Origin of the sequence: Xylella taiwanensis, assembly GCF_013177435.1 — a bacterium.
Taxonomy (GTDB): Bacteria; Pseudomonadota; Gammaproteobacteria; order Xanthomonadales; family Xanthomonadaceae; genus Xylella; species Xylella taiwanensis.
On the sequence record NZ_CP053627.1, the window covers coordinates 2,242,034 to 2,262,572 of the forward strand.

Here is a 20,539-nt window from a genome sequence, read left to right on the forward strand (position 1 = left end):
CAGCACCCGCTCGAACACGGGTACACAACCAATCTCCCATCCCCCCTTATCCGGAGTACACCGAACGATGAAATATCCTACTCACCAACGTGCTATCGAAGCTGAAACTCCATATATTCATTCGATTAAAACAAAGCAAACCAATGGCACCAGCACCCCAAGCTCAGTCGCGATACAAGACCACTATCACAAACAATTACTTGCCTTCTCATCAACACAAACAAACCTGCAATCAGGGCATCAGTCATTGACATGCAATGAAAGCCACCAAAAACATCATAAAAATTATTTACGCTGATGGCGCAGTTACACTAACGGGAGCAGAACCGAACAAACACCAGGCGCCCACATAGCTGCAGTCAATGATTTTCTGTTAGCTGCTGAACATGTATCGTTTCTGCAACAAAATCCTGAGATAACGTCTCACTCAACCATCATCATCTCGAAATCAGCTTTACCAATACCGCAATAAGGGCAAACCCAGTCTTCAGACACATCTTCCCATCGCGTTCCGGCGGCGATCCCTTCCTCCGGCAACCCCTCCTCTTCACGGTACAGAAAACCGCAAACGGTACACACCCAGGTACGCCACGTCATTGTGGAAGGCTCGCTCATCGAATAATTCCAAGAACATACTGATTGATGGGACCAGTGGCATTGTCACACCCCGTCCTCTACTTCGGAAGCTCCTCATGTCCCAACCTCGCGGCATCTACCTGATTACTCCCGATGAAATCGATACTGCACGGCTTCTAGCGCACACCGCACCCTTGCTGAGCAGCATCGTTTGGCTGCAATACCGCAACAAACGAGCTAACACCGCATTACGCGCGGAGCAAGCACAGGCGCTGCTAGCACTATGCCGTCCAGCCGGTGTGCCACTGCTCATCAACGACGACGTAGAACTGGCGCAAACGATCGGCGCAGATGGCGTGCATCTGGGTATGCATGACGATCATCCCACCGTGGCACGCGCACGGCTCGGACCACACGCGATCATAGGCGTCTCCTGCTACAACCAACTTGAACGTGCGCAGCAAGCAGTAAAAGCCGGTGCTAGCTACGTAGGTTTCGGTGCGTTCTATCCGAGTCATACCAAAGTCACCCCGTACCGCGCCACCCTGGAACTGCTACACCAAACCACCCATCTAGGTGTACCACGCGTGGCCATCGGCGGCCTGACACCAGAGAATATTGCTCCTATCATTGAGGCAGGCGCAGACCTGCTCGCAGTCATCAGCGGAATCTATTATGCAAAGAATCCAGTCGCTGCACTGACGGCGTACCACAGCCGCTTCAACATCTGAACACACCATCAAGCCACTCCCTTTCACCGTCAACTCACCCAACCACTCCACCAAACAGGGCCTGTTGATGCTCCAACACAACCTCCTCTCGCTGACAAGCCAGCCATCCAAACCCGGTTAACACGACCGCACACCATCCGTCATCAGAGCCAAGCAGACTGAAGGCGATGCACATGACACCGAACTTCTGGCATCCAGAACAGATCTTGCACATCTTGCGATCATATGCTCAAGGATTAGGATTGATGCGGGTGCGCAGCGATGGCACGACGGGGATGCAGCACAAGTCAAACGCCAGCAGGCAGGCTTGGTGCCTGTATAGGCATGCTCCATGCGCATGTGCAAAGCACAATTCGGCGGCCCGGACACTTGAAACACTGGTGACCTTCGGCGCATCACGCGCTTGTCCAGGCGATAGAGAGAAGGCCATGAACGTGCGCGTATCCACCGCTAAGCAAGTACTGCCTCGTATTCCACCCACCACCGGATGTGCCGATAGTCGGCGAACCGTTTTGGGGACGCACCAGTACCATGCGGACGCATCTTCACAACAAATGCTGTCCAAACAACACCGTCTGGTTCTCGATCTGCACGACCTGCACTTGCTGGAATTGCTCGAAGGCTCGATCCAGCACGCCCGGTTTCGCCCATCCGGTCAGTGTGCCAGTGACCCAAGCTACACCATTTTTAACCACACTCAGCGACATACAGGATAGTGTCGAACACCTACAGACGCCTCAAACTGACGTTGCCACATTGCCTCAACAGACAGTTTTCGACCTGTAAAAATTGAGGCGGCTGCAATTTCCATACGCCCACTGCCTCAGGGACACCGCCTAGGCACCATGCGTGTTAACACCCCCCTGGTACGCCAGGATGGGAGTGATGTCCCAACACACTGACAGCAGGCTAAGCAAAGCAACTTGGTCATCAGGATAGACTCAACATCGTTTCACCAGCACCCTACTTGGTCACAGCAGGTCTTCATGTGAAGATCCTCCCTCATAACGAGTTGATATGTCCCCACATCAGGGGTGTCAAAGCAGCATCGTCCCACGGCGTGAACCTGCTAGATCCTCAATGGGGCGACGCTGACTGCGATGATCGATCCCTGGATCATTCTCCAAATAGTGTCTGATAACACCAGCATTGCACCCCTCATTCTTCCTGACAGCGTAACAGCGCTATGTCTGCGCACCTGCATAAACACTCATGGCCATCCTGAGAATCACGTCGAAAAATGACACATCATTGCGGCATCAGACCATTAACGCCGTAGCACTCTCTGCCTCCTGCATAGCAAACGACCAAAACAGGGTGATGGTTTGCAGACAACAGTCGTTTGGATATAGACCCAACGAAGTAACGTCACAAAGCTTAATTTTGTAAACCCTGTCTCCCATCCCAAATTTCATATTCCAGATCTTGCGCAACACGCATGCCTCATTTGGAACTCCATAATGCAAGTCCCCCTCCCCCACACCTGACCTCGTGAAACTCGCCGATCTGTCCACCCCTGCGTTCTTAGAGAATCCCTATCCCCTGTATGAAACCCTGCGCACGCAGGGACCTTTCGTGCGTATCGGACCGAATGCACTGATCACGGGACGCTACAACATCGTTGATGCCTTGCTGCACAACCGGAAGATGGGCAAAAACTACATGGAAAGTGTCCGCCTGAGGTATGGAGACGATGCCCCTGATATGCCCCTGTTCCAGGGATTCAAGCGGATGTTCCTGATGATCAATCCGCCCATGCATACGCATCTGCGCGGCTTGGTGATGCAGGCATTCAGTGGACGGGAAAGTGAATCGATGCGTGCCCTTGCGACCGATACGGCGCACCGCTTGATCGATCAGTTCGAGCAGAAGCAATCGGTCGATCTTGTGACCGAATTTTCCTTTCCCCTTCCCATGCGGATCATTTGCAGGATGATGGATGTGGATATCGGTGACTCCATCGGACTGGGCCTGGGGATCAGCAAGATCGCCAAGGTGTTGGATCCCGCACCGATGTCGGCCGATGAATTGGTGCAAACGAACGCTGCCTACGAAGAACTAGCACAGTACTTCACGAAATTAATCGAGGCACGTCGGATGCAGCCTGGGACTGACCTGATTTCCATGTTGCTGCGTGCCGAAGAAGACGGTCAGAAACTGACACATGATGAAATCGTGTCCAATGTGATTATGTTATTGCTGGCCGGCTACGAAACGACCTCCAACATGATTGGCAATGCGCTGATCGCATTGCATCATCATCCCAAGCAACTTGCACTGCTCAAGAGTGATCTGGCGCTGATACCGCAAGCAGTGCTGGAATGCTTACGTTACGACGGGTCGGTGCAATTCACGATCCGCGCGGCGCTGGAAGATGTGGAGGTTGAAGGCGAAGTGGTGCCGCGTGGCACGATGGTCATTTTGATGCTTGGTGCTGCCAACCGTGATCCGGCGCAATTCACCGATCCGGAGCATCTAGACATCAGTCGCAAACAGGGACGCTCACAAGCATTCAGTGCCGGCATTCATCATTGTCTTGGATATCGGCTTGCACTGATTGAGCTGGAATGTGCACTGAGCGCACTGTTTGAACGCCTGCCACATCTGCGGCTCACCAATCCGGATAGATTGAGCTGGAACCAGCGGGGCAATCTGCGAGGCGTCAATGCATTGATCGTCGATTTGCATGAGAAAAATGCAATGAAGCACGATCAGATGTAAAGCAGGCACTGCTCTATTGACGTGCTCGAAGGCTGATGCACATTGAAAGTGAGCCTAGACCAGCCTACACGGGGTGGTTCGCAACCAAGCGGTACCTCTGCTTGCTGTTTCCTGCCGTGACTTCTGCACCACCCTGGAAGCAAGTAAAGATAACATCGGATCGTAAGCCGATGTCCAGAAGATGTTGGTCACAAAATGGATGATCTTTGTATGGGACGTCACTGAGGAAGACGAATGGCTGCCAGAGCTCAACAGCTTGCTGAATGCTTGTCTTGAGGATGGCGTTTACATCCTTTTGATCTATGTGGCTTGCGTTGTGCTACGAACTAAACCTCTGGAGGTGTTGCGTTGGCGGATATCCAGTTTTCCGGAACGTTGCCTCCTGGGAAACGATCTCGTTCAGTATCCATGTCTGCGTTGTTAGCCGGGGTTCCGGGTAGCCCTTCATTCAGATGGCAAGGAAAGTGATGTTGAACCCCCGCGTTCAAACCATCACGACACACGCGTTGCGGCAATCATCCCCACTGAAAACAGCAAGACCTGCTTTGTGTCACGCATCCGTGCACGTTTTTGTGTGTTGCAGTTCGCACTCACTCACAGCCATAGATCTATCCTCCATATTCTTCATTACAGAGCGAGGCATGATGGTCACCAAGGCGACTTTAGATATGCCCTGACGCAGGTTGCACGGAATTGCAGGTTTTGCGTGGTGTTGCTGACCTCATTGGAGTGGTCAAGAACAAAAGTTGCTTTGTGGTTTGCTTCCTTGATGATGCGGAAAGATAGCGCAGGCTATCGGGCGTGCCAATTCAAGTCTGATTGGCACCCAGATGCATGCGATGCAGCCCGGTGTCGGTGAGGTGTCGTGACAGAGTGGCTGGTGACGTTCCTATTGCGTCTATCGCAGGTTTTCGGATGATCCGTATATGGATCATCCGGGTATAGGAACATCAACATGTGACACCGTGTTTCTGGATCGTGTCAGTTCACGAAGCAAGCTGTTGGCAATACTGGACGATGTCCAGGACGTTTGCTTGGAAACGCGACTCCACCAGGTCTCTCAAAGGGATTGAGGGCGCCATTGTGTTTGCAACGGAAATGGCATCATCCGAATTGCATCACCTTGATACGGTTAGACAGAAGCAATCGTCGTGCAAGCAGGATCGCGCACCGCCTGATTTTGAATCTCATGCTGTCCATGTGTGCGGCTCGGTGAGGCTTGCGCTTGGAGCAATGGTGCACTTGCCATCACGCATCGAACATAGCGGACGCAATGATCAGATCAAAGTGCACTGTGCAGTAGATGCGGCGAGATCGGTGTACCCGGCAATACATAGGTGCTGAAGGTGACGGGCATCAATACTCACTCACCGATTGCATCCCTATTTTTTAATTCCATCCCATCACATACGCACTGAGTATGTCATTGACCAGTTCCGCAATGAATTCCATGAAATGTTTGTTCTGAGAGAGTTTGCTTACTTATGCGATTTAGAAGTGTGTTCATACTGACCCCTGTTTATAAAGCATCAACGCATGTAAGCCTCATGTTTCAAGTCCTCCCATCCAACACAAGACAGATTTTAAAGTGAAGAGGTCACTACCATGATATTTAATTCTGAACGCAAATCGGTGCTTCAAGCGCTGGCTTTTCTTATTTTTGCCTGCGCTCTTCTCCCCACTGTCGCCGCTGCTTGGCCTCTACGCGGGACATTGCTCAAAAGCAATGTCCTCGCTAGCTATACGCGGCCCCAGATCGCTGCTCTGCTCCGTTCTGATGAACCACCGTCCGAGTCACCCAAATGTGACGTCCGGGTGGCCGAGGTGACTTATACAACGATTGGCGTAGTCGGCGAACCAACCAAGGCATCAGCGGTGTTGCTCGTCCCAGGGGGGCCAGATTGTCCTGGTCCTTATCCTCTGCTCGCCTGGGGGCGTGCGACCGAGACAGTGCGCAAATCCGAACAGGCCAAGGACATTCGTGATGTCAAGGGCGACGATCCATTGGTCACGCGTTTGGCGAGTCAGGGCTACGCGGTCGTCAGCAGCGATGGTCTTGGATTGGGTCAATCTCCTTACTCCTTTGCTCCATATCTGCATGCGAACTCAGCAGCATCTGACTTGATCGATGCGATGCGTGCTGCTCGTACTGTATTGCAGCATTTAAATACGCCAATGTCGGATAAAGTGATGGTATCTGGCTTTTCGAAAGGTGGTCATACTGCCATGGCGACCCAACGTGAGATTGAAGCGCATCTGTCAAATGAATTCCGGCTTGTCGCCAGCGCGCCGATCTCTGGCCCTTACGCGCTCAGTCAAACTTTTCGTGACAGTTGGAGTGGCAAAAACGACGTGGGTGTAAACGATTTCGCTATCCTATTTGGCACTTACGCAATCATTGCTATGCAGCGTACTTACCAAAACATCTACTCAGATACCACGCAGATTTTCCAGAAGCCTTGGTCGGGCAGGGTTGAGCCATTGTTCCCCGGTAAGAAAAGCACGACTGAGCTTTTCTTAGGCGATGATTTGCCCGGGGTCGAGCAGATCAAAGAGTATCTCCAACCCGAATTCTATAAAGACTTCCTAAATAACCGGAAAAATGCATTCCGTTTCGATCTGGGACGTAACGATCTGCTGAATTGGACACCGCGTACTCTGACAGTGCTGTGCGGTTCTGATAACGATTCTGCCGTACCGTTGAAGAACGCAGTTTCGGCAATTGCATCCTTCGAGAAGCGTGGCAGTTACCAGGTGTCTATGATCGATGTTGGCAGCGGTAAACGTGAAGACAACGGTGCGCTGGCACATTTGGCCAGTGAAGAACCTTGTATGGTTGCGGTTCGCCATCAGTTGCTGGATAAGCAACGTTAGTCCATCAATCGCAACGTATCGAGATAAATGTTCAGTATGCGGTGCCTTGATCTGTGACTGACTGATCATGAGACATCCAAAGTAATGTGAGGATCACCCTAAGATGTGTTGATGATGAGCGCTATGGTCAATCAATCGATCCAGCCTATTGAAGGTTGAATATTTCGGTAATGCAAGAAGGACGACGTTGCTATGGTTGTCCTGTGACATCATGGGTGCCCGGTATGTGACCGGGCACTTTTTCTGTGTTTTGCGATCTGTTTTAAATATGTTTTATTGTTATTTTTTTAATATATTTTCTGATTTAGTTCTATTAACGACTCATTAAGCAGAGCCTTGCAGTTTAACTGCATTTTCATTTTCTTTACTCTGTTCGTAACGAAACAAGATTGCCAGAAATAATTTTTAATGAAATACATTATGAGGCATCTGTGGTAATGATATTTCAACAGTCAAAAAGGGGCTGATCCAACGTGGATGTTGGATAGTGATTTAGATCATGGTTTAAGTATTTTTGATCTCGTTATTTACATCATTTTTTAATTTCTACTGCGAAATTTTTTATCAATTCTTTAGTTTTGAGAGAGCCATCTTACTTTGTTGCTAAAGATAGTGCTTATCCTAATGAAACATAAAAAGAGCTGAAAAACCCGATTTTAATTCCTCAAGAACGCACTCAATACACACTAAGGAGAGCATTAATTATGTTTCTGTTATCGAAAAAAAAGCAGATATTTTATATGCTGGTCTCTATTGTCTTGGCCAGTGTTTTTTTTCAAGTTGCAGCAGATGCGGCGCCTCAACGTGGTGTATTAATCGATAGGAAATTCCGGGCCTTCTACACGCAGAAGCAGATTGCTGACTTTCTTGCCGGAGAGGAACCTTCTCAACAACCCAAATGCGATGTCCGGGTTGTCGAGTTGGCTTATAGAACGATTGGTGTGAACGGCGAACCAACCACGGCGTCGGGAGTGCTGCTCATCCCTAGCGGTACAACGAGCGGTACAAGTTGTACGGGGCCTTATCCTTTAATTGGTTGGGGTCGGCAAACAACCCCACGGCGGACATCCAAACAGGCCAACGATATCGTCGACTCAAAAGGTGATTATCCGTTGGTCACCCGTCTTGCGGCTCAAGGGTATATGGTTGCTAGCACTGATTATGTTGGATTAGGTGGATCTAATTATAAATTCCATCCTCATTTGCACGCGGTCTCAGAAGCCTCTGCCCTGATCGATGTGATGCGTGCGTCCCGTCAACTCCTGCATCGTTTGAAGACACCACTATCCGGAAAGCTCATGCTGTCTGGGTTTTCGCAAGGCGGGCACGCTGGATTGGCTACTCAGCGTGAGATTGAGACGAACCTGGAACTGTCAGACGAATTTCAATTAAGTGCCGCTGGGTATATTTCAGGCCCATATTCGATCAGTCAATTGTTCATTGACAGTTGGAAAGGCCGTAATAGTGTGGGTGAAAATCCTTTGGCTCCTTTGCTGGCCACCTACACCATCATCGGCATGAATCGTACTTACGGAGGAAATATCTACGCCGATACTATCCAAGTGTTCAAGGAGCCATATGCGGATCAGGTGGAACAGTTTTATCCTGGTAAGCTAGGCTTGGTTGGTCTTCTGAGAAGCGATATCGTCCCAAGTATCGATAAGCTTGGGGATTATTTCCAAGCAGGGTTTTATAGTGACTTCCTCAAAAACGTGAAAAATCCATTCCGTGTGGATTTGGCACGTAACGATCTGCTGAATTGGGCTCCGGTGGCTCCGACGCTGCTGTGTGGTTCTTCTAAGGATCCCGTCATCCCATTAAAGAATGCTTATACAGCGCTTGCCGCCTTCAAGAAGCGTGGTAGTCAAAGCGTTACTGTGATCGACATTGCCAACGCAGCCTCATCTGTTGACATTATCGAGCATCTGCTCACTGTGGAACCGTGCTTAATTAAGATTCGCAGCGAGTTTGACAAACAACGTTAGCTGATCGATTGCAATGCTGCTTTAGATGAAAGGGCATCTACAATATGCAGTGTGTTGATCTAACGGATTCTTGGTGATGCAGCCATCCGGCAAGCCCGATGGAGAGTCCTCACTTAGAAATCATGTTGATCATGGACGAGGAATCCGGCCTTGGTATTGATGGTTCAATACCTCGGTGACGCAAAAAGGACGGCACTGCTATCGTTGTCCTGTTACATCATGAGTGCCCGGTACGTGACCGGGCACTTTTTCTTTATTTTGCGAGCAGCGTTCGGAATGGTTATCGTCCATTGATACTGCCGAAGTACGTCACTACCATGTGTCCGGCAACGCTGGTGGTGCCGGTCTGTGATTCAGCCAGCGGGTGTCAAGCTGGATCCATTGTCCAAAATGGCCCAACACTCTTTTGTAGATCCCACTCCGAGCAGCAAGATCATCGCATTGGGTTACCGTCACGATGTGCTGAGGTGTTCCTGTGTACGTGCGTGATTGGATGATCGAATGGTCGAACCGTGTCACTGTTAGTGCACATCATCATTGTGCTCGTATGAGCGTACGTTGCTGAATGATGGGTTGATCGAACTCTGTCATCGTCACGATGCGACCGGGCCGGAGATGATTGAGCATGCAAGTTCATTCCAGACATTACACATGAAAACCTGTGGCGCTCTTTCCTTTTAGCATCGTCTGTATCCAGTCGTGCGCCATACGTCATGGAGTGGCACACGACAGGAAACGTGCCTTTGACCAATCGACAACATTCAATCGGCTTGGGTCGTCAGTGTCGGATGCCGGGGCAGTACTCAGTGCCATGTGAGGGATTGTGCTGTGGTTGGGCGTATACATACGGGTTACCAAGCAGGGCGGCGGCACAGGTTGTAAGAGCTCTGCAAGATCAGATGCGGTGCCCTCCTCGCTCATTGATATTTCATGGAGCGCTTGTTGCAGGTATGTTGTGTAGCCTTTCAATAGGTTGATCACGTGGATGTGGATATGCGGGGTTTCAAAAGTACCAGCGGTATAGGTGATTTTTTAGCCTGCATTGCGCTCAACGTAAGTCAGGATCATCTGCTCGCCATTGCGTACGACGGCCACATTGAGGTTGAGGGTAACCATCATAAGTTTCCTGTGCTTCTTTCTTGGCTTTATGGATCACGGGCACGAGCAGATGAATGACAGTTCCACGGCCCAGATTTTCTTTGGGCTGATCCAGGAGGATGGGAGATGTGTTCTTATCGGTGCGCAGCTGGGAGATTGGCAGCAGGGCGTCGCAGTACAGCGGTTCGATAGAGATGTTCTGGAACAGCATTGCATACCGCGGTTCTCAATAAGATATGTCGAATAACACGTCATAGCATTCATGGACATTCTTGTCCTTTTTGAGCAACACGGTGATTTCTATTGCATAGGTGCGTTTTTTTCTGGCTGTTACCAGCCGTATGTCATGGCGTGACTCAAGGAAGGCAAGCGAGTCTTTGTACTTGTTGATGTCGAACCTTCCACTCAGTCCATGCACTGTATGGATGTTTTCATCTTGGTTGCAGCATTTGGTGGTGTTCTGTTTGATCAGGCTCAATAGATGGGCGGTGCATGCATCCACCACGCTGTCTGGCACTGGGTGAAATTGTAGAGTGTCGTCTTGCTGGATGAAGTGGTGAGTGTGGATTAGAACCTGTATCGGTTTGGAAAGTATGTTGCAAGTGCGGCGTTGTATTTCTAGGAAGTCAAAGAATTCACCTGCGATGTGTTTGCACTTTCTCCAAAACCATTTCGGTTCAGCAGGTAACGGGTTTATTTTGGCAATCCGCACTTACAATCCTTTGAAGGTCTCTGACGCATCCGGTGAACGCATCGGTCCTGCATGTTTGGCATTTCAGTCTCTCAGCGCCTTCAGATAAAGTTGATACGCCATTTGCGCTCCATTGAGCTTGGTGGTGATTGCAGTGAGCTGTGCTGTCAGCGCTGCTTGCGTTTGCGTGATCTGTGTGTCTTGGCCTTTTGAGCACGGGTGACTGTCGCCCTACTTTGCCTGCAAACGTATCCGGGCATGCGATGTCGCATGGGAGTCTGGCGATGTGTTCTCGGTGTCATTTCAATACACCAGGATCCTCGGTAGTGTCATCGACACACTGCGAGCAACTCCACTTTGGTCAGCGTCGTTGCCCGCGCACATTGTCGATGGCTTTCATTTTGACCGCACTGGTAAATGCAGTGGTGGTGTAAACGATACGGTGTTCTTTCAACGTGAGAACTTCCTGGACGATCGTTTCCACATGTGGTGAAGATTGCTTGTTGCTTTGTGGTGAGGTGATGTGTCGGTTGAGTGATTTGTTGAGTTTCTTTTGTCCTCGTCCAGTGGGTGTTGCTTGAATGTGAACTTTGTGTTGAGCGCAATGTTGATATTAGGTTGCAGTGGCACTTTTAAGGAAGCGATGTCTTGGTTGGCTCGGCAACCATGATGGTGTAATACGTTGCGTCGCCGCCGGAAGGCGGTTTTCTTACTGTTGGATCAATGGGGCAATATCAAGTCCACGGAAACGGATGGCATGGTCCAGATGCGAGAAGATCATCGTGCAGCGTTCATTTCCGAAGGCATTGAAATGTCCGCTGATATGGGCGTAGCGCAGAAGGTTGCAGAAGCGCCTTGAGGAATATACAAAACCCGTTCGGCGTGAAAAGCATGATGACAGACAGTCATGCAGGTCTCTCTATCGCTTGCTGGACGAGCGGCGTTGATCATTATATGTGCACTGATTGAACGTGGAGTGGGCAATCATTGCAGCGATATTTGGATTTCTTCATGGTTCTGAATGAAGTGGCAGTGACCTGATATTCGTGATTGCGCTGTAAGTATTGTGGATAGTGGGTTGCAAGGTACCTTGTTTGACTCAGTTGGGTTTGGCATTGGACACATGGGATGAGGTGGTATCGCGGTGCCACAATGAGATGCAGTGGCAAGCGGTTTTGTCTGATGGTTGTCGTAGGCACACGTCACGGTTTCTGGAGCGGCATGTTTTCATCGAATGAGTCTGTGACACCTTGGAGCGTTATGCACTCACTGTCCCAGGCTTATCCACAGGCTTGTACCTTGGCCGTTGGCGCAGCACTGACTATGCTTCCATGCCTTATCGCACTGTACTAGGCCATTGTTTCATGTCTGCTCGTCCCGGCTTCCATTCCACTCATCACCGTGAGCTTGACGACCGCGAAGCGCTGCGTGTTGATCCGCTGCGTGTGCCGCCTCACTCGGTTGAGGCTGAGCAAGCCGTATTGGGTGGACTGATGTTGGCGCCGGAGGCGTTAGACAAGATCAATGATCAGTTGACCGAGAACGATTTTTACCGCCGTGATCACCGCATGATTTACCGTGCGATCTGCGATCTGGCCAGGAAGGCGCGGCCGTTCGATGTAGTCACTCTTGGGGAATGGTTTGAGTCGCAATGCATGCTTGAGGTTGTTGGTCATGGTGCTTACCTGATTGAGCTAGCGAGCACCACACCTTCGGCCGCTAACATTGGTGCCTATGCTGAGATCGTTCGCGATAAGGCCGTGTTGCGTCAGTTGATTGAGGTTGGAACCAAGATCGTTAACGATGGTTTCCAGCCAGAGGGCCGCGAAAGTATCGAATTACTTGCCGAGGCTGAAAAATCGGTGTTCGGAATTGCCGAGACTGGTGCGCGTGGCCGTATTGATTTTGTGGCCATGCCGGGTGCACTGAAGGATGCTTTCGAGCAGTTGCGCGATCGCTTCGAGAACGGTAGCAACGTGACTGGTTTGCCTACCGGATATAACGATTTCGATGCAATGAGCGCGGGTTTACAGCCCACTGATTTGATTGTCTTGGCGGCGCGTCCGGCGATGGGAAAAACGACTTTTGCGTTGAACATTGCCGAGTACATTGCGATCAAATCGAAAAAGACGGTCGCGGTGTTTTCAATGGAAATGTCTGCCGCACAGTTGGCAATGCGCTTAATTTCTTCCAATGGCCGTATTAATGCACAGCGTCTGCGCACTGGCCAGCTCGAGGACGAAGATTGGGCACGTGTGACCGGTGCGATCAAGATGTTGAAGGAGACTAAGATTTTCATCGACGATACCCCGGGTGTGTCCCCAGAAGTATTGCGTTCCAAGTGCCGTCGTTTGAAACGCGAGCACGATCTTAGTTTAGTGGTGGTCGATTACCTGCAGTTGATGTCTGTCCCTGGAAACAATGAGAATCGTGCGACCGAGATCTCGGAAATTTCCCGCTCGCTCAAGGGATTGGCTAAGGAGTTGAATGTGCCAGTCATCGCGCTGTCACAGCTTAACCGTTCTCTAGAGACGCGAACTGATAAGCATCCCATGATGGCTGATCTGCGTGAATCCGGTGCGATTGAGCAGGATGCAGACATGATTGTTTTTATCTACCGAGATGAGTATTACAACAAGGATTCACCGGATAAAGGCTTGGCAGAAATCATCATTGGCAAGCATCGCAGTGGCCCGACAGGTTCGTGCAAATTGAAGTTCTTTGGCGAGTACACCCGCTTCGATAATTTGGCTCACGACTCAATCGGTACATTTGAGTAGTAGTACGGTGTTACTTCAGGCCCATTGAGCTAAGTCGGCGTATTTTGGTACGTGTATCTTTGCGGGACTCTCCGTCACGCATTAGCTTAAGAGTGCAATTGTCTTCGATGACGGAATAGAACATGGTGCTGGTGGCATGATACGGGCGAACATTGAAGCGCCTTGAACCACCCGGTGAGCATCGTACCCTTGTTGTGATGTCTGGCAATACGAAGTCAGGCATCCGGTTGCGTGCTGCTGTTGTATACATTCATAGGTTAGCTTGTGGGCTTGTTGTATCCCATATCCTGCACTGGTATCGCAGGGCATTGTGCGGCAGTACGTACAGTGGGTCAGTATGCCGAATGAGGGCTGCGCTGCGCTGCACATCAACCACTTTACTCAAGCATGAGTGTAATCCTGTGGTTACATGCCTGATATCATTGCTGTGGTCTGGTTGTTGTTCATGTTTCCATCATCCAGTCGATGTACCCCTGTGTTTATCCTAACTTTGGTCAGCCGGATGTGCCGGCGAAAGGAGAATGACGATGATGCGAACTGCCCTCAAGCCCACTTGCACAGTACTGGTTGCGGCACTGGTTCTGTCGGCCTGCGCGACAGGTGGGTCTTATGTACAGAGTGACCAGTCTGGTAATCCCACCGAGCAGCAGAACCGGACCGGGCGGGGTGCGGCCATTGGTGCGGCCATTGGTGCGGCTGCCGGTTTGCTGAGTGGTCACAGTGCCACCAAGCGGAGACAGCGCGCGATGCTCGGTGTTGGCATCGGTGCACTGGCGGGTGCGGCGATTGGTAATTACCAGGATCGCCAAGAACGTGCTCTGCGTGAGCGCACTGCCAATACTGGGATTGATGTCAAGCGTGACGGCGACAAGATCACTCTGAATTTGCCGGACGGCATTACTTTCGATTTCGGTAAGGCTACACTCAAGCCGCAATTTTATGGCGCGCTTAAAAATGTCGCTTCGACGTTGCGCGAGTATAACCAGACTATGATTGAGGTGGTTGGTTATACCGATAGCATTGGCAGTGATGCGGTGAATCAACGCTTGTCTGAGGATCGTGCTGGCGCGGTTGCTAATTACCTGACGGGACAAGGTGTGCAGCGTGAGCGTATGGAAACCTCCGGTATGGGAAAACGCTTTCCGATTGCCGATAACAGTACCGAAGCTGGGCGTAGTAAGAACCGGCGTGTCGAAATACATTTGATTCCGTTGACTGCTGAAAACAGCGGTGCCAGTGGCATGCGTTGAGTCTGTATCGGTCGCTTGCACGTTAAGTATCTTGTGAAGCGCATTTATTCATCAGAATTCGACTTCTCCTGGATTCGCTTGCTGTTGTCACGTGAGCGAATCCAGGGGTTTCTTTAAAACTGAGTTGTACGACTGTTTCTCTGTATATGATGTGAGTCTATGAATTGGATTGGAGTTAAGTCGCATGTCGCCCCAAAGCGGATAGTCATGCGCTTCCTTTGAACATCGAAGTAGTCGTTGCTGAAATAAGTTGTGCTTGAAGAATTCCTTTAGGCGCTGATTCCTAATCGGGTGAAATAGGGATTTGACTTTAATATTGCTGCAGGGCGTGTCTGGGATAAACGACGTTGTGGAGAGGATCCGTGGACATCATTCCGGATGGTTTAAGAACTTGATGGAGGCTTTGATCGCTGATTGTTCTGTGAGCTAAACGCGAAAGCTGTATTACGCGGTATTACGTTTGGCTGCGTGCTTGGTATGATTCCTACTGATTACGTTCATCAGTGTGCTGACAAGTATTTAGGCTGTTTAAATTAAATTGGCTGAAAGACAGCAATTGCCAATTTGATAATCTTTAAGAAAAGACACGTAGCCTTGCTATGACCAGTGATGATAGTGCTGTATACGGTGAATGAATTGCTGATCAGGCGCGGCACTTTATTAAGAGGCATAAGCTCATATAGGTTATCTGAGTGCGTTGTTGCTGTATCTCGCTGGTTGGATTGATTGGAATCGTCAGCGCCAAAGCCTTAATACCTTTTACCTCAGGCGCCTGTCCTGGTATGCATTGGATGGAATTACCTGACACTTCGCTTATGGTGTGTGAAGATGGTGACTCTATGCTTTGTGTTTGTATCTAATCGACAGTGGTGTCCGCTTTACTGGGTGCTGTGTCGATACAACCTGACGATAGCCGGATCAAGCATCGTGTATGTGTGGTGCGCTTAGTGGGGCACGGTGAGCCGCATGCGTTCCAAAGCAGTCGGGCAACTCCTCGTATCAGGGGTCGAACACATCGTTTTGAGGAACATGGAGCAATGCCTGCAAGTGACTATCTCGGATAAGATTCTGAAGACTCAGTAACAACGGTTTAATGTATTTTCACTGCCTTTTTAAGGATTTATTGGTTACTCAAGGAACGCTTATCAATTAACGAGAAAGATGCAAGCGTCATTGGGTTTTTCGACGGTTAGCGCGCGTTGGCGTAGACATTGAAGTCATTGTGATGGCCATGTATCGATAAAAACCCCTGGCGAGGGAGCAGAGTGCTCGTTATAGGTTCTCTTTCGCTATATATGCCAATTCAAAACAATAGTGCTTCTGATGATGGTGTGTGTCGAATACTCAGGAAATCTATTTTGTGCAACGTGTATAAGGTGGTGTGGTTCAGCGCACCTTTATAGGTATCTGTGTCGATTCCTGGGATGATCAATACCCCCTTGTGCTTTCGTACTCGGCATTACTCTGATCCGATTGTTGATTTTGAATAGTACTAATACGATTAGGTTGAATAGTGATGTTTCTGGTCGCTTTTTTTTCTAATCGTACTCAACGTAGTTTTGTGGCATGTGATGCAGGTTTTTCCGTTGCCGTCTATGTGTCACGGCAACGGTATTGGTGTCATCAAGATGCGATCTCTTAACCGGTGTGATGGGTTTTGAGTCAGTCAGTCGGGTAAGCGCAGATGATCTCCGGCTGTCCGTCTCCGAGCAACATGTCCGATGGAGTGTGGGCTTGCGTTGTGTCCCTGCTTGGTAATGATGGATGCGTAGGCTTCGCAGTGTATGGAGACGTTGCGGATCATGTTCAACACATTGTGTGATAGTGCCAGCCGGCGTTGCCTGAGTCTGCTGTTCACTGACATTCCATTTGAGAGACCGTTTGCCAGAAGTCCTCATATTGGCGGCTGACTTTTAAGCCACGACATGCACGCGATACTAGATCCTGTCTGTTGTCCTGGTAACTCAAGGTCAGCCTGCTATAGCGATCTTCTGGATGCCTGGAGGTTGCAATCCAAGTGCGCGTAGGGTGCATGGAATGGTTGTGATAGCGACATACGCAAGCAAAGATGCAAGAAGCACATGCAATGCACAGGTGCGGTTCTTTCTGGTCATGCAGCTCATGACGCTCTGTGAGCAGGGGCGTATCCAGGTGTGTTCATTGGCGCAGTGAGTGCAAGCACATCATGGACCATTAGGTGAAAGCCGTTTTCATGGACTGAAGTGACATAAGGAAGGGAGCGGAACCGCAGGCGACCCAACGTATCCCACTGAAAAATAGTGCTGTCATGTTGTTGGTTGATGATTACTTCCGATGGATCACGTGTTTTCAGCGACTGATCCGTGATGACGCACGATTACCAGTGACCTACATTGCTTTATTTTGCAACCCTGATCCAAGGCTCTAAATTTGTCATGGCCGTGTTCAGTCTGAGGTAGTGGTTAGCCTTGGCATCGATAAGGCTCCGCCTTCTCTTTCGGTCGAGCGTGCCGCATAGCTATTGGCGAGGCGTACGTGTTGCATGAACGCTGTGTTTGGCTGCCGTGCCAGCGATGCGGCCAAAGCGCCACTAAAGGCGTCGCCCGCACCGGTCGTGTCTACGGTGTGGGCATGTTCGGCACCCACGCGATAGTAGGGCTGAGTGTCGCCGCGCAGGTTTTCTTCCGAGTGGGAAACGAATACGCCAACTGAGCCCAATGTAATGACAACTGTACTGCCGGACAGTAATTTGCGGCACAGTGCGTGCAATGTGTTCCCATCGGTCGTGGCGACATCGTTAACACTGATCCGTTCACCGACGTGACGGCTGAGTAAGGCGACGAATTCCGTTTCGTTCAGTGTGAGCACGTCGGCCAATTTGAGCAGGTTGATCGTGGCTGTTGCATTAGCAGGCGCAGCATTGAGTACGGTCAAGCGGCCGGCTTCGCGCGCCATGCTGAGTGCAGCTTCGAGTGTTTCTACGGGTGATTCTAGTTGCGCCAACACGACCCATGCTGTGGTGATCAGGGTACGTTGTTCTGCGATGAAGCCAGTGCTTAGCGCGGCGTTGGCACCAGCACCAGTCACGATGGTGTTGTGGCCGTGACTATCAACATAAATGCCTCCGGTGCCGGTAGGTTCGGTACTGGATTCGGCGATGAGTGTGAAGCCGTCTTTTGCGGCAAGATCGCGCGCCATGTTGCCGTCAGTATCATTACCAAGCGCACATATAAAATGGGTACGCGCGCCAGCACGGCAAGCAGCCACAGCTTGGTTGAATCCCTTGCCTCCGGGACCACGACTATAGCGGCCGGCAATTGTTGCACCAGATGTGGGCAAAGTGTCGCAGCGCCAAACATGATCGATATTGAAGGAACCGACGACAACGACCGAATGCATAAGAACCTTTGCTGGGGGAATGCGGAGGGATGAGGTGGAACGTTAGCTAGATGAAGTGTGACAACATATCGTCAATGTTAGCGGCCAGCAGAGTGAGGATCGAGCCGTGGAGCCTAATACACAGGCTTAACGTGATCAGATCGTGACGGGTCGCATATTTTTGGATCGCCCATCTGGGGTGGCATCCCGTGAAAGATTGGCGAAGTGACGCCGTTCGTACGCCAGGCGCAGGACAGTAAGGCCAATCTGCAAGAGCATCTTGGGTGCGAGTAGCTTCAGCGATCGGGCTGCGGTTACGCGACAATATCCAGGTAAGGTTTTAAGGGCAGCAGGGCGAAGTCGATTCGATCTACACTTTCGATCATGTGTAAACCATTGGTTGTGACAAGGTGAGACGCTTTGAGCAAGCCACTTTGGGAAGGTAAAACGATTTCTGTTTACCCGGTGCTGCGTGTTTTCTCCTGCTTTTTATTGTGGTTGTTACACGCGTTGTTTGTCGATTCTCGCATCCCTCCAGGAGTAGAGTTCCAATGCATTACCGTCGTCTTGGTTCTACTGGTTTGCAGCTGTCAGCACTTTCGTTCGGTACCTGGGTGACTTTTGGCAGTCAGATTGCGCGTGACGAGGCTCGCCACTTGGTGGCTTGTGCCTGGGATCACGGCGTCAATTTTTTTGACAGCGCTGAAAACTATGCACAAGGCCGCACGGAGCAGGTGATGGGGGATGTGATTGCCGACTTGCGTTTACCACGCGATGGTTACTGTGTATCCAGCAAGGTGTTCTTTGGCGCTGTCGAAAAGCCACGTCCGACTCAGCGTGGCCTCTCACGTAAGCATGTACATGATGCGTGTCATGCTGCACTGAAACGTCTGCGAGTGGACTACTTGGATCTGTTCTTCTGTCATCGACCTGATAGTGACACCTCGATTGAGGAGACCGTGCGTGCGATGAATGCACTCATTCAGCAGGGCAAGGTGCTTTACTGGGGCACCTCGGAGTGGTCAGCCGCGCAGATCGCCGAGGCAATTGCGATTGCCTCGCGTGAGCATCTTGAGCGTCCGTGGATGGAACAGCCTCAGTACAACCTGCTACATCGTGAGCGTGTAGAGCGTGAGTACTTATCACTCTACGCTCAGGGCCTGGGGACAACGATCTGGTCGCCTTTGGCCTCGGGGTTGCTGACTGGAAAGTACAATGCCGGTGTGGCGTCGGGTAGCCGTTTGGTACAGCCTGGTTCCGAGTGGTTGCAGGCGTTTGTGTTGGGTTTGGGTACGGGGGACACACGCTTGGTACAAGCACAGCGCTTTACTCAGGTTGCCGCTGATCTTGGCCAGTCACCGGCAGCATTGGCGATCGCCTGGTGTTTACGTAATCCACATGTCTCTACGGTGATTCTTGGTGCCAGTCGGGTTGCCCAACTGAAAGAAAATCTTCAGGCATTGCAAGTAGCTGAAGCATTGGATGCGACTGCCTGGCAATGCGTTGAGGCAGCAGTGGCGTGAGTGATTCGGAGCGATGCAGTGATGGTCCATTCCAAGATTGGGAGGGAACCTCTTGTAGTAGGTGTTCTGAATTCCAGAGGCACATGTGAGGTGCTGGTTGATGCACGAATGCAGGTGTTGTCTGTTCCTGTCGTGGTGTTAGGTGCTCTTCAATGGGGAATCGTGTGATGGTGCTAGCTGTGATCAAAATGCTGCGTGTTGTTCGCTTTTATCCACGGGTGCTTCAGAAGGCTCGCTGCATATGTCTGAGCGTTTTGGTGCGAGCGATGTTTAGGGACGCTCATGTGCATTAAAGTGCTTGGAAAGATTGTTTTTTTGAAGTGGCGGGGTAGCAATAAAGTATTGTTTAATAGGTGATTATTTCATGCTATCTAGCATCTCTGTATGGTCTATGTGGCTTGGAATTTGCAGCGGTTTGTGTTCAGCAGATGATCCCGAAGGAGATCGTGGTAGAGCATGGGTCGCTGATCGATCAAGCAGGATACAAGCAGTGGTGCTGTGTTCGATTGATGGCGCTTCTTGAGTTTTGTTGACATTCACTTTGCTTGCTCGTGCGGACACCTCAGGATATTCGGTACGCTGCTGATGGATGAAAGTCGCTCACGCGAAGGAGGCCGGTTGAGCCAGCTAGCTCGTATCCAACGCTGGTCAATAGTCGCTGGGTTTCCAAGTCGTGCGATGCAGGACTCACATAGATGTTCCTTGGGAATGCCACGGCATTGAGTCACTGTCCATGCGTGTTTCCGGATGGCAGTGAAACGGTATCTGGCAGTGTTGCGTGCTGGAGATGACAGATCAGATGGAGGTTGAACACTTCCTGGTCGATCCGGTTTATCGTGAATAGCACTCGCATGCAGCTGGAGCTTCGAAACTAGCTGCTCGTAAGGACTCGTGCTTTCCCAAGGTGGCTTGGTAGCAGGCGGTTTCTGGCGATGGAAGCCTCGGGTAAGTCG

The 20,539-nt window shown here is 50.5% G+C and carries 15 protein-coding genes; 9 read left to right on the forward strand and 6 right to left on the reverse strand.

What is annotated here, in order from left to right; all coding sequences use genetic code 11:
* The first annotated feature begins 67 nt into the window (after positions 1-67).
* Entirely contained in the window at positions 68-298 is a 231-nt protein-coding gene (locus PLS229_RS09575; RefSeq protein ID WP_152536580.1) for a hypothetical protein, read from the forward strand.
* 125 nt (positions 299-423) lie between these two features.
* On the opposite strand, the gene PLS229_RS09580 is transcribed toward PLS229_RS09575, so the two are convergent.
* Complete coding sequence (locus PLS229_RS09580) at positions 424-615, reverse strand: rubredoxin (RefSeq protein ID WP_038270538.1); 192 nt, start codon at positions 613-615, stop codon at positions 424-426.
* A 77-nt stretch (positions 616-692) separates the two neighbouring features.
* On the opposite strand from PLS229_RS09580, the gene thiE reads away from it, so the two are divergent.
* Positions 693-1,307 (forward strand): thiamine phosphate synthase, encoded by a 615-nt coding sequence (gene thiE / locus PLS229_RS09585; RefSeq protein WP_038270537.1) that lies wholly within the window; start codon positions 693-695, stop codon positions 1,305-1,307.
* 34 nt (positions 1,308-1,341) lie between these two features.
* On the opposite strand, the gene PLS229_RS09590 is transcribed toward thiE, so the two are convergent.
* Positions 1,342-1,482, reverse strand: a complete 141-nt coding sequence (locus PLS229_RS09590) for a hypothetical protein (RefSeq protein WP_171898058.1) — start codon at positions 1,480-1,482, stop codon at positions 1,342-1,344.
* 370 nt (positions 1,483-1,852) lie between these two features.
* A complete protein-coding gene (locus PLS229_RS09595) occupies positions 1,853-2,014 on the reverse strand; it encodes a hypothetical protein (RefSeq protein ID WP_160165135.1) in 162 nt (53 codons plus the stop codon).
* A gap of 784 nt (positions 2,015-2,798) precedes the next feature.
* On the opposite strand from PLS229_RS09595, the gene PLS229_RS09600 reads away from it, so the two are divergent.
* From PLS229_RS09600 to PLS229_RS09610, 3 genes are all read left to right on the forward strand, one after another.
* Positions 2,799-4,028, forward strand: coding sequence for a cytochrome P450 (locus PLS229_RS09600; protein WP_038270535.1), 1,230 nt, complete (start codon positions 2,799-2,801; stop codon positions 4,026-4,028).
* Between the two features lie 1,608 nt (positions 4,029-5,636).
* Entirely contained in the window at positions 5,637-6,902 is a 1,266-nt protein-coding gene (locus tag PLS229_RS09605) for an alpha/beta hydrolase (RefSeq protein ID WP_425511089.1), read from the forward strand.
* A gap of 740 nt (positions 6,903-7,642) precedes the next feature.
* Positions 7,643-8,887, forward strand: coding sequence for an alpha/beta hydrolase (locus PLS229_RS09610; RefSeq protein ID WP_114867225.1), 1,245 nt, complete (start codon positions 7,643-7,645; stop codon positions 8,885-8,887).
* Between the two features lie 1,048 nt (positions 8,888-9,935).
* Here PLS229_RS09610 and PLS229_RS09615 read toward each other — a convergent pair.
* Both PLS229_RS09615 and PLS229_RS09620 read right to left on the reverse strand, forming a co-directional pair.
* On the reverse strand, positions 9,936-10,196 hold the full coding sequence (locus PLS229_RS09615; RefSeq protein ID WP_038270531.1) for a hypothetical protein: 261 nt from the start codon (positions 10,194-10,196) through the stop codon (positions 9,936-9,938).
* Positions 10,197-10,211: 15 nt separating this feature from the next.
* Positions 10,212-10,697: a hypothetical protein gene (locus PLS229_RS09620; RefSeq protein WP_038270530.1), complete on the reverse strand. Its 486-nt coding sequence runs from the start codon at positions 10,695-10,697 to the stop codon at positions 10,212-10,214.
* A gap of 661 nt (positions 10,698-11,358) precedes the next feature.
* On the opposite strand from PLS229_RS09620, the gene PLS229_RS09625 reads away from it, so the two are divergent.
* From PLS229_RS09625 to PLS229_RS09635, 3 genes are all read left to right on the forward strand, one after another.
* Positions 11,359-11,535 (forward strand): hypothetical protein, encoded by a 177-nt coding sequence (locus PLS229_RS09625; RefSeq protein ID WP_160165133.1) that lies wholly within the window; start codon positions 11,359-11,361, stop codon positions 11,533-11,535.
* A gap of 505 nt (positions 11,536-12,040) precedes the next feature.
* Positions 12,041-13,456, forward strand: a complete 1,416-nt coding sequence (locus PLS229_RS09630; protein ID WP_038270576.1) for a replicative DNA helicase — start codon at positions 12,041-12,043, stop codon at positions 13,454-13,456.
* Positions 13,457-13,983: 527 nt separating this feature from the next.
* Positions 13,984-14,706 carry a YiaD family glycine zipper/OmpA-like lipoprotein gene (locus tag PLS229_RS09635; RefSeq protein ID WP_051482259.1) on the forward strand — a complete coding sequence of 241 codons (723 nt, stop codon included), beginning with the start codon at positions 13,984-13,986 and terminating at the stop codon, positions 14,704-14,706.
* Between the two features lie 2,424 nt (positions 14,707-17,130).
* On the opposite strand, the gene PLS229_RS09640 is transcribed toward PLS229_RS09635, so the two are convergent.
* Positions 17,131-18,084, reverse strand: a complete 954-nt coding sequence (locus tag PLS229_RS09640; RefSeq protein ID WP_038270529.1) for a ribokinase — start codon at positions 18,082-18,084, stop codon at positions 17,131-17,133.
* Between the two features lie 530 nt (positions 18,085-18,614).
* On the opposite strand from PLS229_RS09640, the gene PLS229_RS09645 reads away from it, so the two are divergent.
* On the forward strand, positions 18,615-19,586 hold the full coding sequence (locus PLS229_RS09645) for an aldo/keto reductase (RefSeq protein ID WP_038270528.1): 972 nt from the start codon (positions 18,615-18,617) through the stop codon (positions 19,584-19,586).
* Positions 19,587-20,539: the final 953 nt, after the last annotated feature.

Bases quoted from the DNA above. Each gene is read 5' to 3' on its own strand.
- PLS229_RS09595 (WP_160165135.1), bottom strand. From the start codon at position 2,014: ATGTCGCTGAGTGTGGTTAAAAATGGTGTAGCTTGGGTCACTGGCACA.
- PLS229_RS09615 (WP_038270531.1), bottom strand. From the start codon at position 10,196: ATGCTGTTCCAGAACATCTCTATCGAACCGCTGTACTGCGACGCCCTG.
- PLS229_RS09610 (WP_114867225.1), top strand. From the start codon at position 7,643: ATGCTGGTCTCTATTGTCTTGGCCAGTGTTTTTTTTCAAGTTGCAGCA.
- PLS229_RS09630 (WP_038270576.1), top strand. From the start codon at position 12,041: ATGTCTGCTCGTCCCGGCTTCCATTCCACTCATCACCGTGAGCTTGAC.
- thiE (WP_038270537.1), top strand. From the start codon at position 693: ATGTCCCAACCTCGCGGCATCTACCTGATTACTCCCGATGAAATCGAT.
- PLS229_RS09640 (WP_038270529.1), bottom strand. From the start codon at position 18,084: ATGCATTCGGTCGTTGTCGTCGGTTCCTTCAATATCGATCATGTTTGG.
- PLS229_RS09635 (WP_051482259.1), top strand. From the start codon at position 13,984: ATGATGCGAACTGCCCTCAAGCCCACTTGCACAGTACTGGTTGCGGCA.
- PLS229_RS09580 (WP_038270538.1), bottom strand. From the start codon at position 615: ATGAGCGAGCCTTCCACAATGACGTGGCGTACCTGGGTGTGTACCGTT.
- PLS229_RS09575 (WP_152536580.1), top strand. From the start codon at position 68: ATGAAATATCCTACTCACCAACGTGCTATCGAAGCTGAAACTCCATAT.
- PLS229_RS09590 (WP_171898058.1), bottom strand. From the start codon at position 1,482: ATGTGCATCGCCTTCAGTCTGCTTGGCTCTGATGACGGATGGTGTGCG.
- PLS229_RS09645 (WP_038270528.1), top strand. From the start codon at position 18,615: ATGCATTACCGTCGTCTTGGTTCTACTGGTTTGCAGCTGTCAGCACTT.